The organism is Simplicispira piscis, from assembly GCF_054783455.1.
Genome location: NZ_BAAGQN010000006.1, coordinates 72,267 through 85,611, shown reverse-complemented (window position 1 = coordinate 85,611; position 13,345 = coordinate 72,267). Strand labels below are relative to the sequence as shown.

Sequence of the window (13,345 nt, the reverse complement as noted above, 5' to 3'; positions counted from 1 at the left end):
ATGTCCTCTTCTGATACCTCGACTCCCTTTACCGAAGGCGCACTGGCACGCCTGGCCAGCGTTATCGAGAGCCGCAAGCCAGTCCATGGCGGAGATCCTGAAAAAAGCTACGTGTCCCGCCTGCTGCACAAGGGGCCGGACGCCTTCCTGAAAAAAATCGGCGAGGAAGCCACCGAGGTGGTGATGGCCGCCAAGGATGTAGACCATGGAGCCGACCCCGCAAAAATCGTCTACGAGGTGGCTGACCTGTGGTTTCACACCATGATCGCGCTGGCGCACTATGGGCTGAGTCCTGCCGACGTGGTGGCCGAACTGGAGCGCCGAGAGGGCACCAGCGGTATCGAGGAAAAAGCCTTGCGCAAGGCCGTTGCGCGTGCCGCGCAGGAGGCTCCCCATGAGTGACATCATTGACGTGCAGGCCAGTGACGAACGTGCCGAGGGTCTCAAGGCCTGGGGCTGGGTCAGTTATGTGCTGCACCTGATCGTGGCGGTGGGAGCGGTCATTCCAGGGGCCCAACCGGGGGCGGCACTGCTCATCATTGCGCTGGTCATCGATCTTGTCAAAAAAGGCGATGCCCAGGGCACCTGGCAGGCCAGCCATTTTTCGTGGCGCATCCGTACCGTGCTGTGGGCGGGGGTGCTGTATTTGGTGACATCGCCACTGTGGCTGTTGTTCATCTTTCCGGGCTGGATTGCCTGGGGCTTGATCTCGATCTGGTTCCTGTACCGCATTGTGCGCGGCATGGTTGCCATGAACAAAGACCAGGCGCTGGATGCCTAAGCCGCGCAAACCGCAGCAGCGGTTGAACCTGGCGCTGCAGGGTGGGGGCTCGCACGGTGCACTGACCTGGGGCGTGCTCGATGCCCTGCTGGAAGACGGCGGGCTTGATTTTGAAGGCATCAGCGGCACCAGCGCAGGCGCCATGAATGCTGTGGCCATGGCGCATGGCTTTGCGCATGCCGCCCAGGAGTTTTCTGACCCACAGGAAGCACGCCAGGCAGGGGCCGCGCTGGCGCGGGCCACGCTGGCGCGCTTGTGGGAAGGTGTGGGAGCCATGGGCAGCCTGGTGTGGGGCGTGCCCCAGGCGCAGGCGTTGCCGGGCCTGTCGATGATGACCCCGTGGCTCGCTCCGGCGCAGGCCAATCCGTTCGACTTCAATCCTCTGCGCCGCCTGCTGGAGCGCGAAATCGATTTCGAACGGTTGTCCCAGCCCCGCAAGGATGGGTTGCAGGTTTTTGTCTGTGCCACCAACGTGCGCACCGGGCGCGGCGAGATTTTTTCGGGAGCACGGCTCTCGGCCGATGCGGTGATGGCATCGGCTTGCCTGCCCATGGTTTTCAAGGCGGTCGAGATCGAGGGGGAGCTTTACTGGGACGGTGGTTACTCTGGCAATCCCGCCCTGCACCCTTTGATCTACCAAACCGAGAGCAGCGACATCTTGCTGGTGCAGATCAACCCGATCGAGCACCTGGGCATACCCGACACCGTGCCCGAGATCATGGACCGCATGAACGAGGTCACCTTTAACGCCAGCCTGCTGGCCGAGTTGCGCGCTATTGAATTTGTGAGCCGCCTGCTGGCCCAGGGCAAGCTTGACCCCCAGCGCTACAAGGATGTGCGCATGCACCGCATCGATGGTGGCGCCTTGCTGGCAGATAAGGGATCGGCCAGCAAGGCGCGCGCCGACCTGGGCTTCTTGCGCCAGTTGTTCGAATTGGGCCGCACCGCGGGCCAACAGTGGCTGGCCGCGCACCGGCAAGACCTTGGGGTGCGCGCAAGCCTTAACCTCGCGCACAATGCATGACCTTTTGAATCGCCAGCCCCTTTTTTTTGACCATGCACGACCCGAACTGCCTCTTCTGCAAAATCATCGCGGGCCAGATTCCGTCCCGCAAGGTGTACGAGGACGAGGAAATTTTTGCTTTCCACGACATCCATCCTTGGGCTCCCGTGCATTTTTTGATGGTGCCCCGGATGCACATTCCCTCCATGGCACAGGTGCAGCCGGAACACGCAGGCCTGCTGGGCCGCATGATGGCGCTGGCGCCCCGCCTCGCCCTGGAGCAGGGCTGCAGGCCTTACCCGGACGGGGGATTCCGCACCGTGGTCAACACCGGTATGGAAGGTGGACAGGAAGTGCACCACCTGCACATGCATGTCTTGGGCGGCCCGCGCCCTTGGCTTAAAGGCTAGACAGGTGATTGCAAGGGTAATGGGAACCGCGTTGTCACGCGACCCGTCTAAAATGAACCGCATTCGTTAGGAGATATTTCATGGGCACTTTTTCCATATGGCACTGGCTGATCGTGCTGCTGATCGTCGTCATGGTGTTTGGCACCAAGAAGCTCAAGAACATGGGCTCGGATCTCGGTGGCGCCGTCAAGGGTTTCAAGGATGGCATGAAGGACGGCGGTGCGGCGGCTGATGATGCGGCTACCAAGTCTCCCGCCGGGCAGGTGGGCAACCAGGCCAGCGCCGACAAGACTACCATCGACGTTGAAGCCAAGCAAAAGAGCTGAGACCGGACGCGGCAGACTCCATGATTGACATCGGCCTCTCCAAAATGGCGCTGATCGGCGTGGTGGCGCTCGTCGTCATCGGGCCGGAGAAGTTGCCGCGCGTGGCGCGCACCGTGGGCACTTTGCTGGGCAAAGCGCAGCGCTACGTGGCCGACGTCAAATCGGAGGTCAACCGTTCCATGGAGCTCGATGAGCTCAAGAAGATGAAGGAAACGGTAGAAAACGCAGCCCGCGACGTCGAACAATCGGTTCACACCGCCGCCAGCGATTTCGAAAAGGACTGGGCCGAAGCGACGGGCGAGACCAGTGCCGCCCTGGAGGGCAGCGCCACCGTGGTGCCCGCCTACCACCACCCGGGAAAAAACTGGCGTCTCAAGCGCGGCGCCATGCCGCAGTGGTACAAGGCGCGCGCGGGTGTCCGTACCAAGGCCCTGTCGGGCGCGGCGCGCGTGGCGCGCTACCGGCCACAGAAATTCCATTGACGCCGCGCCACGGGGCGCTGCAAGGCCGGACGTGAAGTCCGCACTATTCCCACATGTCCGAAACACCATCCAAAGAAGACGAGCTGGCAGGTACCGAGCAGCCGTTTGTGCAGCACCTGATGGAGCTGCGCGATCGCCTGGTCAAAGCCATGCTGGCTGTGGGCGTTGTGGCCGCCGTGCTGTTTTTCTACCCTGGGCCCGGCGCCCTCTATGACCTGCTGGCCGCGCCGCTGGTCGCACATTTGCCCAAAGGCGCCACGCTGATCGCCACCTCGGTGATCTCACCGTTCATGGTGCCACTCAAGATTTTGCTGATGTCGGCCTTTCTGGTCGCGTTGCCCGTGGTGCTCTGGCAGGCCTGGGGCTTTGTAGCGCCCGGCCTGTATACGCATGAAAAACGCCTGGTGTTGCCCCTGGTGGTGTCCAGCACGCTGCTATTTTTTATCGGCGTAGCGTTCTGTTATTTCTTTGTTTTTGGGCAAGTGTTCAGCTTCATCCAAAGCTTTGCTCCCAAAAGCATCACGGCTGCGCCCGATATCGAGGCTTATTTGAGCTTCGTGATGACCATGTTCATCGCCTTTGGTCTGGCGTTCGAAGTGCCCATTGTCGTGATCGTGCTGGCACGTATGGGTCTGGTGAGCGTGGAGAAGCTCAAGGCTTTTCGCGGCTATTTCATCGTGCTGGCCTTCATCATCGCTGCGGTCGTCACGCCGCCCGATGTGGTGTCGCAGCTGGCGCTGGCCATTCCCATGATCTTGCTTTACGAAATGGGCATCTGGGCCGCGCAGATCTTCATCCGGCACACCCAGGCGCCCGAAGAGGCCGAAGAAAAGGCCTCCTAGGAGCGCGTGAGGTCACCGCGGTTGTGCGCGCTGCTGGCGTGGCCGCACGCCGGGGACCAGGTCCAGCTCCAGCACCTTGTCGCCGCGCTGCACCTGAAAAACGGCTTTCTCGCCGGGCCGCAAGGCTGCCACACCAGAAAGCAGGCCGGGCACGCTACTGATCGGTTTGCCTGCCACTTGCAGGATCACGTCGCCGGGCCGTATGCCCCCCGCGCCAGCCGGGCCATCCTGCAGCACGCCGGTGATGATGACACCCTCGGTGGCCTTGATGCCAAAGGTCTCTGCCAGTTCGGGCGAGAGTTCGCTGGGCTCCACCCCAATCCAGCCGCGCGTGACCTGGCCGTCACGCACGATGCCGTCGAGCACCATTTTGGCGGTGGATACCGGAATGGCGAACCCGATACCCAGGCTGCCACCAGAACGCGAATAAATGGCGGTGTTGATGCCCAGCAGGTTGCCATACACGTCCACGAGCGCCCCGCCCGAATTGCCCGGATTGATGGCCGCGTCGGTCTGGATGAAATTCTCGAAGGTGTTGATGCCCAGCTGGCTGCGCCCCAGTGCGCTCACGATACCGCTGGTCACCGTTTGCCCCACGCCGAACGGGTTGCCGATGGCGAGCACCTGATCGCCCACGGCGAGCTGGTCGGAGTTGCCCAGAACGATGACGGGCAGCTTGTCCAGTTCGATTTTCAGGATGGCCAGATCCGTCTCCGGGTCGGTGCCGATGGTGCGTGCGCGTGCGCGGCGGCTGTCAGAGAGGGTCACGTCGATCTCGTCCGCGCCTTCAACCACATGGTTGTTGGTCAGGATGTAGCCGTCCTGGCTGATGATGACACCGCTGCCCAGGCCCGCCTGGGCCTGGCGGCCCTGCTCGCCAAAGAAGAACTGGAACCAGGGGTCGTCACTGCGCGGGTCACGCACCGCAGCCTTGCTGGTGTTGATGCTCACCACGGCGGGCGAGGCCTTGCGTGCTGCGGCGCTCAGGCTGCCAGGAGCCGGAATGTCGGGGTTGCCGGGGGGGGCTTCGATCAGGGAAATACCTGCGCCCGAGCGGGTGGCGCCGCGGCGAATCCAGTCGGGCTGGAGCGTTGCCACGACAAAATAGGCCGCGACCAACACCGTCACGGTTTGCGAAAACAGCAGCCAGATGCGTTTCATGGAGGTCAGTGAAAAGTAGGTGCGCTATTGTCGCGCAAGCGCCTGCGCTCGTCCCGCAGGACAATAGCCGCATGAGCATTTCCCGAGACACCCTGCGCCAAGCGCTGGACGCGCTGCTGCAACCCGAGCGCTTCAAGGACTATGGCCCCAACGGCCTGCAGGTCGAAGGCAAGAGCGAGATCGCCCGCATCGTTAGCGGCGTCACTGCCAGCCGTGCGCTGATCGACGCCGCCATTGCGCAGCAGGCCGACGCCCTTTTTGTGCACCATGGCCTGTTCTGGCGCGGCCAGGATGGGCGCGTCACGGGCTGGATGAAGCAGCGCCTGCAACGGCTGCTGGCCCACGACATTAACCTGTTTGCCTACCACCTGCCGCTCGATGCACATCCTGAGCTGGGCAACAACGCACAGCTAGGGCAGCACATGGGCTGGATGAGCGACGCACGATTTGGCGAGCAAGAGCTTGGCTGCCTGGCTCCCGTCCGCTACGCCAGCCCGCAGGCCCTGGCACAGCACGTGGGTCAGGTTTTGGGCCGCAGCGCCACGCTGGTTGCGCCAACGGAAGACCGCCCGGTGGCGCGCGTTGCCTGGTGTTCTGGTGGCGCACAAAGCTATTTTGAAGCGGCGATTGCCGCCGGTGCCGATGCCTTTGTGACCGGGGAGATTTCGGAGCCACAGGCCCATTTGGCGCGCGAAACGGGGGTGGCCTACATTGCCGCTGGCCACCATGCCACTGAGCGTTACGGCGCACCGGCCGTAGCCGCCCGCATGGCAGCGCAATGGGGGCTGGAGCATGTGTTCATCGATATTGACAATCCGGCGTGAACCATCGAAGCATTCGGTGTTCATATATTTATTTGCTATTAAAATTATAGCTAATAGCGCTTATTGGTAAAGCGTTAGAGCCTATTTTCATTCAAATTTCTTCATGCAAGCACTCGCCATCACCCAGGGAGATTCGGCCGGTATCGGCCCAGAGATCATTGCCAAAGCCTTCCGCGATGCGCCGCAGCACATGCAGGGGTGTTTTGTGGTGGGCGAGCTGGACACCTTGCGCCGCGCCGCGCAGTGCATCGCCGGGCCGGGGCGGCCCAGCCTGCCCGTGGCACTGATAGCGAGCCCGGAAGAAGCGCTGGCCACGCCGCCACGTTGCATGCCGGTGCTGGTGCTGCCAGGGCTGCCGGGGCCTGCGCCTTTTGGTGTCCTGTCGGCTGACGCGGGCCGCGCAGCCGCGCAATGCGTGGTCTGGGCAGCGCGTGCCGCGTTGCGGGGCGAAGTGGCAGGTTTGGTGACGGCGCCGCTGCACAAGGAGTCGCTCCATGCGGCGGGCGTGCACTTTCCGGGCCACACCGAACTGCTGCAGGCAGAGGCGGCCACCCATCGGGGGGTTGCGCTGGCCGATATGCCTGTGCGCATGATGCTGGCCAGTGACGAATTGCGCACTGTGCTTGTCAGTATCCACATGTCCATGCGTGCGGCACTGGATGCGGTCACTTTCGAGAATATTCTGCAAACATTGCATATCACCCACGAAGCCCTCTCGCGCAGTCTGCACCGCCCTCCCCGCATCGCCGTGGCGGGGCTGAATCCGCATGCGGGGGAGGGGGGGCTGTTCGGGCGGGAGGAAATCGAAGTCATTGCACCGGCCATTGAAGCGGCCCGCGCCCAGGGGCTGGATGTGACCGGACCGCTGGCGCCGGACACCGTGTTTATGCGGGCACGCCATACACAGGCCCAGCCTGGTGAGTTTGATGTGGTGCTGGCCATGTACCACGACCAGGGGCTGATTCCGGTGAAGTACCTGGGGGTGGATAAAGGCGTGAACGTCACCCTCGGACTGCCGCTGGTGCGCACCAGCCCTGACCATGGCACGGCCTTCGATATTGCCGGGCAGGGCGTGGCGGACGCCTCCAGTCTGATAGAGGCTGTGCGTATGGCGCGCAGCCTCGGTCCAGCGACGTAGCCCGAATCAGCGCTTCAGGCTGTCACGAATTTCACGCAGCAGCACGATGTCTTCGGCTGGAGCAGCGGGAGCGGCCGGCGCTTCTGCCGGGGCTTCGCGCTTGAGGCGGTTGATCTGCTTGATCATCATGAAAATGATGAACGCCAGGATGAAGAAGTTGACTGCCACGGTAATGAAGCTGCCATAGGCAAATATCGGCACGCCCGTCTTCTTCACCGCTTCGAGCGTCATGGCCGTGCCCTCGGGCACCGCGCCCAGCGCGATGAACATGTTCGAGAAATCGAGCTTGCCGAACACCAGCCCGACCACCGGCATGATGAGGTCAGCGACGACCGAGTCCACGATCTTGCCAAAGGCGCCCCCGATGATCACGCCGACTGCGAGGTCAATGACGTTGCCCTTGACGGCAAATTCGCGAAATTCCTGAGCCATACCCATATAAATCTCCTGAAAATTGAACAATGCGCAGAGTATCTGCCAATCGGGCGCAGAGCGTGGCCGAACGCCTTCAAGCCGATCAAATGCGCTTCTACCCCTGAAATGTCAAAAGCCGAACTTTTCACTCCGCTACAATTTGAGGCTGTCTTTCCAATCTAGCGATGTAAATCGAGGACCCCCATGAGTGACACTCCAATCGACTCCAGCAAACGGACGTGGCTGATCGCGACCGGCTGCGCGGGCGCTGTGGGCGGCGTGGCAACCGCCGTGCCTTTCGTGAGTACTTTCCAGCCATCCGAAAAGGCCAAGGCCGCCGGCGCTGCAGTCGAGGTGGATATTTCCGAGCTCAAGCCCGGTGAGCGCGTCACCGTCGAGTGGCGCGGCAAGCCCGTCTGGATCATCAAGCGCACCCCCGAGCAATTGGCCGAGTTGCCCAAGCTGGACTCCCAACTGGCCGACCCCGATTCCAAGCGCAAGCCCGACGAGTTCACGCCAGCGTACGCACGCAATGGCCACCGCTCCATCAAGCCCGAAATCCTCGTGGCCGTGGGTATCTGCCCGCACCTGGGCTGCTCGCCCACCGAAAAATTTGCCATGGGCGCCCAGCCCTCACTGCCCGACGACTGGAAGGGCGGTTTTCTGTGCCCCTGCCATGGTTCCACCTTCGACATGGCTGGCCGTGTTTACAAGAACAAGCCGTCGCCGGACAACCTTGAGGTGCCACCGCACATGTACATGTCCGATACGCGCCTGCTCATCGGCGACGACAAGAAAGCCTAAGGAAAGACACCATGGCTGAATTCAAGGAAATTTCTCCCAACGCATCGGCGGGCGCCAAGCTCACCAACTGGTTTGAAAACCGGTTTCCGACGGCATTTGACGCCTACCGCGTCCACATGTCGGAGTACTACGCTCCGAAGAACTTCAACTTCTGGTACATCTTCGGTTCGCTGGCCCTGTTGGTGCTGGTGATCCAGATCGTGACCGGCATTTTCCTGGTGATGCACTACAAGCCCGATGCCGCTCTGGCATTCGCTTCGGTCGAGTACATCATGCGCGACGTGCCATGGGGCTGGCTGATCCGCTACATGCACTCCACGGGTGCATCGGCGTTCTTCATCGTCGTCTATCTGCACATGTTCCGCGGCCTGCTGTACGGCAGTTACCGCAAACCCCGCGAGTTGGTCTGGATTTTCGGCTGCGCCATTTTCCTCGCGCTCATGGCCGAGGCCTTCATGGGCTACCTGCTGCCCTGGGGTCAGATGTCGTACTGGGGCGCCCAGGTCATTGTGAACCTGTTCTCTGCCATCCCGTTTATCGGCCCCGACCTGGCCCTGCTGATCCGTGGCGACTTCGTGGTGGGTGATGCCACTCTCAACCGCTTCTTCAGCTTCCACGTCATTGCCGTGCCCCTGGTGTTGCTGGGTTTGGTAGTGGCCCACTTGCTGGCCCTGCACGACGTCGGTTCCAACAACCCTGACGGCATCGAAATCAAGGGCCCCAAGGCGCCCAAGGATGCCAAGGGCCATCCGCTGGACGGCATTCCTTTCCATCCCTACTACACGGTGCACGACATCCTGGGTGTTTGCCTGTTCTTGATGGCTTTCACGGCAGTGATCTTCTTTGCGCCTGAGGCTGGTGGCTATTTCCTCGAGTACAACAACTTCATTCCGGCTGACCCATTGGTCACGCCAGCGCACATCGCACCGGTCTGGTACTTCACGCCGTTCTACTCGATGCTGCGTGCCATCACCACCGAAATGATGTACGCCCTGATCGCCTGTGTGGTGCTGGGCGCTCTGTTCGGTGTGGCCAAGGGCCGCATGCCTGCCATCTTCAAGGGTGCCATCCTGGTGGTCGCAGCGGTGGCCGTGGCGCTGATGCTCTCGATTGATGCCAAGTTCTGGGGCGTGGTGGTGATGGGTGGTGCCGTGATCATCCTGTTCTTCCTGCCTTGGCTCGATTGCAGCCCGGTCAAGTCGATCCGCTACCGTCCAAGCTGGCACAAATACGTGTATGCCGTGTTTGTCGTCAATTTCGTGATCCTGGCTTACCTGGGTGTGCAGGCGCCGTCGGCCATTGGCGAGCGCGTGTCACAGGTCGGAACACTGTTCTATTTTGGCTTTTTCCTGTTGATGCCCTGGTGGAGTCGCCTGGGCGAACCCAAGCCAGTGCCTGACCGTGTCACGTTTGCAGCGCATTGAGTCGGAGCCGGACATTATGAAAAAAATTCTTCTTTCGTTTATCGCCGCGCTCGGCTTGGTGGCTGGCGCAGCGCACGCTGCCGGCGGCGGCATGGCTTGGGACAAGGCGCCCAGCAAGAGCAACGACCTTGCTGCATTGCAAAACGGCGCCAAACTGTTCGTCAACTACTGCGTGGGTTGTCACTCGGCAGCCTTCATGCGTTACAACCGCCTCAAGGACATCGGCCTGACCGAGCAGCAGATCAAGGACAACCTGCTGTTCACCACCGACAAGATCGGTGAGACCATGAAAGCCAACATTGATCCCAAGCAGGCCAAGGCCTGGTTTGGCGCCAATCCACCCGACCTGACTGTGATCGCACGCTCGCGTGCGGGCGCTGGCGGTTCGGGTTCGGACTACCTGTACACCTTCTTGCGCACTTTCTACCCCGACGACACCAAGGCCACCGGCTGGAATAATCTGTTGTTCCCTAACGTGGGCATGCCGCACGCGCTGTGGCAACTGCAGGGCGAGCGCCGTCCGGTGTTTGAGGAAGTGCAAAGCCACGGCCAGACCACCCACGTGTTCAAGAGCTGGGAGCAGGTTGCTCCAGGTCAGATGAGCGCGCAGGAATACGACCAGGCCGTTGGCGATCTGGTAGGTTACCTGCAGTGGATGGGTGAGCCCGCCCAGAACACCCGGGTGCGCATTGGGGTGTGGGTGCTGATCTTCCTGGCCGTTACCACGGTTTTCGCCTGGAAACTCAACGCGGCTTTCTGGAAAGACGTCAAGTAAAGTTCACCTTGTCATGCCGCGCCCTCGGGCGCGGCCCTGTTTTTCTAGAGTGGGCGCTTCGTGCGTTCCACTCTTTTGGTTTTTAGGAGTCTCTTGCCATGATGGTGCTTTATTCAGGTACGACCTGCCCCTTCTCCCACCGCTGCCGGTTTGTTTTGTTTGAGAAAGGCATGGACTTCGAAATCCGCGACGTCGATCTCTACAACAAGCCCGAAGACATCAATGTCATGAACCCGTACGGCCAGGTTCCGATCCTGGTCGAGCGCGACCTGATCCTGTACGAGTCGAACATCATCAACGAGTACATCGACGAGCGTTTTCCGCACCCGCAACTGATGCCCGGTGACCCGGTCGACCGCGCCCGTGTGCGTCTGTTCCTGCTCAATTTCGAGAAGGAGCTGTTTGTTCACGTGAACACGCTCGAATCGCGTGCCAGCAAGGGCAACGAGAAGGCGCTGGAAAAGGCGCGTTCGCATATCCGTGATCGCCTCACCCAGCTGGCCCCGGTGTTTTTGAAGAACAAATACATGCTGGGCGACAACTTCTCTATGCTTGACGTTGCTATTGCGCCCTTGCTCTGGCGCCTGGACTACTACGGCATCGACCTCAGCAAGAACGCTGCGCCGCTGCTCAAGTATGCTGAACGCATCTTCTCGCGTCCCGCCTACATCGAGGCGCTCACGCCCTCGGAAAAGGTCATGCGCAAATAAGGCGCAGTACGTTACCCTTCCTTTACGCACGCAGGCCCATGAACGCACCGGAATCCACCACCACACGCCCCTACCTCATTCGGGCATTGCACGAATGGTGCACCGACAACGGGTTCACGCCCTATGTCGCTGTGCGGGTGGATGATTCTGTGCAGGTGCCGCGTGAGTATGTGAACGACGGTGAAATCGTGCTGAACGTCGGCTTTGATGCCACCAGCAGCCTGCAACTGGGCAACGATTACATCGAATTCAAGGCACGTTTTGGTGGGAAATCTCGCGACATCCTCGTTCCCGTGGGGCGTGTGGTTGCCATCTATGCCCGTGAAAACGGCCAAGGCATGGCATTTCCGCCACCTGTGGATCTTCTCCCCGAAGGCACAGTCCTGGATCGAGCAGAAGTGGAACAGGCCTTGCCAGAGTCAGCTGCGGCAGATGCTGTGCGGGTGGTGCAACTCGTCTCCACCGATCCTGCGCCGGAAGACGGTGACAAACCACGGCCCCCCACCACCCCAGGGGCTGCGCGTCCGGCCTTGAAACGAGTCAAGTAATACCCCCTGAACCGCAGCCGGGGGGCTGCTTCGATATTAGAATACGCGCTTCGCCGATTTAGCTCAGTGGTAGAGCAACCGCCTTGTAAGCGGTAGGTCGTCAGTTCAATCCCGACAATCGGCACCATCATTTTTCAAGCGCTCTGAAAAACCCGCACTTCCATTGATCTGGAGATGCGGGTTTTTTATTGTGGCTGCAGAGGTCGTCGGAGTCGCGTCAAATTCACAAGGAAGATCCCGGTATCTGCAACCAATGAAGTTGCGGGGGGCTAGAAACGAAAAACGAGCCGGGAGGGCTCGTTTTTTTATGATGTGGCGGAGACTGTGAGATTCGAACTCACGGACGGTTGCCCGTCGGCAGTTTTCAAGACTGCTGGTTTAAACCACTCACCCAAGTCTCCGTGATGGCAGCCGCGTATTTTAGCCGCCCCAGCGGCGTTCTTCGGGCGAGTTGGTGTTGTTTTATCTGTAGCGTACTTGACCGCGGTAAGGGCACCCATCTATTCTGGTTGCTTCGGCGGCAGATGGGACAGGCACTGGCGGGACTCTGTCTTGCCTCGGCAACTTTGCTGGCCTTTGGCACACTGGAGCACTATCCATGCACAACGAATCCATTGATGAAACCATGCAGCGTTTGCAGGCGATCGTCGTGCGCGAAACAGGGGTAGGGCTTGGGGCGGCGGCGCTGGCTGAAGTGCAAGGCTTTCTGACGGCGGGTGACAGGCTGCGCGCCGACTGGGTGAAGACCGGCGATGCCACGCTGCAGGCGCAGCCGCGCGAGGTCACCTTGCTGCTGGCAGACCTGCGCGGCTTTACAGAAATGTCTGCGCTGCAACCTGCGGCAGAGGTGATTGCCGCGCTCAACCGCTGCCTGGTGCGGCTGAGCGAAGTGGTGTTGCGCCACCAGGGCACCATCGAGCAGTTCCTGGGTGATTCCATGCGCGTCGTTTTTGGCGCACCCATCGCCCATGAGGATGACGTGGAACGCGCCCTGGTGTGCGCGGTCGAAATGCAGCTGGCCATGCGGGATCTGAATCTGGTGCATCTGCGCGAGCGCTTGCCACAGGTTTATCTGGGGATTGGCGTCAATACCGGTATGGTGATGGCCGGGCGCTTTGGCTCGGATTTGTTCTCGCAATACACGGTGATGGGGGAAGAGGTCGACCTGGCTTCGCGCATCGAGGCCTTCAGCCTGCGCGGGCAGGTGCTGATCAGTGAATCGACCTACCAGCGGTGCTGGAATCTGGTGTCTGCCACGGCGCCCATGCAGGTCTACGTGAAAGGGCGGCTGCAGCCTGTCAGCCTGCGGGAGCTGGTGGCTATTCCGTCGCGCAAGCTGAAGGTGCCGCGCCAGGAGTTTCGGCGCAGCCACCGCGCGGGCACCCGCGTGCCCTGCTTGTGCCAGCTGGTGCAGGGCGATGATGTGCAACCCCGCATCATTCACGCCATGATTCTGGACATGAGCTACCACGGCCTGATGCTGGAGTTGCCCGAACGGATCGAGCCTGGCAATGTGCTGCAGCTGGAGTTTGATCTGACGCTGGTGCAGTACCGTGCCGTGGGCGTGTTTGCCCGGGTAGTAAAAATCAAGGCGGAAAAAGGCCACTGGGTGGCGGGCCTGGAGTTCACCGAGATCAGCGAAGAATGCCGCCCCAAGGTGCAGATGTTTGTGCAGTTGTTGGTGGCTTCACGTTAGGCGATGG

Annotated in this window: 17 protein-coding genes and 2 tRNA genes; 16 read left to right on the top strand and 3 right to left on the bottom strand. The window is 61.1% G+C overall.

Translation table 11 applies throughout. The features are described 5' to 3' along the window. From ACYVOC_RS02615 to tatC, 7 genes are all read left to right on the top strand, one after another. Positions 1–402 carry a phosphoribosyl-ATP diphosphatase gene (locus tag ACYVOC_RS02615; RefSeq protein ID WP_116004752.1) on the top strand — a complete coding sequence of 134 codons (402 nt, stop codon included), beginning with the start codon at positions 1–3 and terminating at the stop codon, positions 400–402. Next, positions 395–781 carry a DUF4870 family protein gene (locus ACYVOC_RS02610; RefSeq protein WP_116004751.1) on the top strand — a complete coding sequence of 129 codons (387 nt, stop codon included), beginning with the start codon at positions 395–397 and terminating at the stop codon, positions 779–781. The genes ACYVOC_RS02615 and ACYVOC_RS02610 overlap by 8 nt, the downstream gene beginning before the upstream one ends. Then, complete coding sequence (locus ACYVOC_RS02605; RefSeq protein WP_116004750.1) at positions 774–1,805, top strand: patatin-like phospholipase family protein; 1,032 nt, start codon at positions 774–776, stop codon at positions 1,803–1,805. The genes ACYVOC_RS02610 and ACYVOC_RS02605 overlap by 8 nt, the downstream gene beginning before the upstream one ends. Before the next feature lie 32 nt (positions 1,806–1,837). After that, positions 1,838–2,194 carry a histidine triad nucleotide-binding protein gene (locus ACYVOC_RS02600; RefSeq protein ID WP_116004749.1) on the top strand — a complete coding sequence of 119 codons (357 nt, stop codon included), beginning with the start codon at positions 1,838–1,840 and terminating at the stop codon, positions 2,192–2,194. A gap of 80 nt (positions 2,195–2,274) precedes the next feature. Beyond that, positions 2,275–2,520 (top strand): Sec-independent protein translocase subunit TatA, encoded by a 246-nt coding sequence (gene tatA / locus ACYVOC_RS02595; RefSeq protein ID WP_116004748.1) that lies wholly within the window; start codon positions 2,275–2,277, stop codon positions 2,518–2,520. 20 nt (positions 2,521–2,540) lie between these two features. Continuing rightward, positions 2,541–3,002 (top strand): Sec-independent protein translocase protein TatB, encoded by a 462-nt coding sequence (tatB, locus tag ACYVOC_RS02590; RefSeq protein WP_116004747.1) that lies wholly within the window; start codon positions 2,541–2,543, stop codon positions 3,000–3,002. 53 nt (positions 3,003–3,055) lie between these two features. Next, positions 3,056–3,844, top strand: a complete 789-nt coding sequence (gene tatC / locus ACYVOC_RS02585; RefSeq protein ID WP_461160781.1) for a twin-arginine translocase subunit TatC — start codon at positions 3,056–3,058, stop codon at positions 3,842–3,844. A gap of 12 nt (positions 3,845–3,856) precedes the next feature. Here the strand turns inward: tatC and ACYVOC_RS02580 are convergent, their stop codons facing one another. Further along, positions 3,857–5,005, bottom strand: coding sequence for a trypsin-like peptidase domain-containing protein (locus ACYVOC_RS02580; protein WP_116004745.1), 1,149 nt, complete (start codon positions 5,003–5,005; stop codon positions 3,857–3,859). 71 nt (positions 5,006–5,076) lie between these two features. On the opposite strand from ACYVOC_RS02580, the gene ACYVOC_RS02575 reads away from it, so the two are divergent. Both ACYVOC_RS02575 and pdxA read left to right on the top strand, forming a co-directional pair. Beyond that, on the top strand, positions 5,077–5,829 hold the full coding sequence (locus ACYVOC_RS02575; protein WP_116004744.1) for a Nif3-like dinuclear metal center hexameric protein: 753 nt from the start codon (positions 5,077–5,079) through the stop codon (positions 5,827–5,829). A gap of 103 nt (positions 5,830–5,932) precedes the next feature. Further along, positions 5,933–6,967, top strand: coding sequence for a 4-hydroxythreonine-4-phosphate dehydrogenase PdxA (gene pdxA, locus ACYVOC_RS02570; protein WP_461160780.1), 1,035 nt, complete (start codon positions 5,933–5,935; stop codon positions 6,965–6,967). A gap of 6 nt (positions 6,968–6,973) precedes the next feature. On the opposite strand, the gene mscL is transcribed toward pdxA, so the two are convergent. Then, positions 6,974–7,405, bottom strand: coding sequence for a large conductance mechanosensitive channel protein MscL (mscL, locus tag ACYVOC_RS02565; RefSeq protein WP_461160779.1), 432 nt, complete (start codon positions 7,403–7,405; stop codon positions 6,974–6,976). A gap of 180 nt (positions 7,406–7,585) precedes the next feature. Between mscL and petA the strand changes: the two genes are divergently transcribed. From petA to ACYVOC_RS02535, 6 genes are all read left to right on the top strand, one after another. Then, positions 7,586–8,185, top strand: coding sequence for a ubiquinol-cytochrome c reductase iron-sulfur subunit (gene petA / locus ACYVOC_RS02560; protein ID WP_116004741.1), 600 nt, complete (start codon positions 7,586–7,588; stop codon positions 8,183–8,185). A gap of 11 nt (positions 8,186–8,196) precedes the next feature. Next, a complete protein-coding gene (locus ACYVOC_RS02555; protein WP_116004740.1) occupies positions 8,197–9,609 on the top strand; it encodes a cytochrome b in 1,413 nt (470 codons plus the stop codon). A 16-nt stretch (positions 9,610–9,625) separates the two neighbouring features. Next, positions 9,626–10,384 (top strand): cytochrome c1, encoded by a 759-nt coding sequence (locus ACYVOC_RS02550; RefSeq protein WP_116004739.1) that lies wholly within the window; start codon positions 9,626–9,628, stop codon positions 10,382–10,384. Between the two features lie 98 nt (positions 10,385–10,482). Continuing rightward, complete coding sequence (locus tag ACYVOC_RS02545; protein WP_116004738.1) at positions 10,483–11,094, top strand: glutathione S-transferase N-terminal domain-containing protein; 612 nt, start codon at positions 10,483–10,485, stop codon at positions 11,092–11,094. Positions 11,095–11,132: 38 nt separating this feature from the next. Beyond that, entirely contained in the window at positions 11,133–11,642 is a 510-nt protein-coding gene (locus ACYVOC_RS02540) for a ClpXP protease specificity-enhancing factor (RefSeq protein WP_116004737.1), read from the top strand. A 52-nt stretch (positions 11,643–11,694) separates the two neighbouring features. Continuing rightward, positions 11,695–11,769: transfer RNA gene (locus tag ACYVOC_RS02535), tRNA-Thr, on the top strand. 186 nt (positions 11,770–11,955) lie between these two features. Here the strand turns inward: ACYVOC_RS02535 and ACYVOC_RS02530 are convergent. Next, positions 11,956–12,043, bottom strand: a tRNA-Ser gene (locus ACYVOC_RS02530). Positions 12,044–12,240: 197 nt separating this feature from the next. On the opposite strand from ACYVOC_RS02530, the gene ACYVOC_RS02525 reads away from it, so the two are divergent. Continuing rightward, positions 12,241–13,338: an adenylate/guanylate cyclase domain-containing protein gene (locus ACYVOC_RS02525; protein WP_461160778.1), complete on the top strand. Its 1,098-nt coding sequence runs from the start codon at positions 12,241–12,243 to the stop codon at positions 13,336–13,338. Positions 13,339–13,345: the final 7 nt, after the last annotated feature.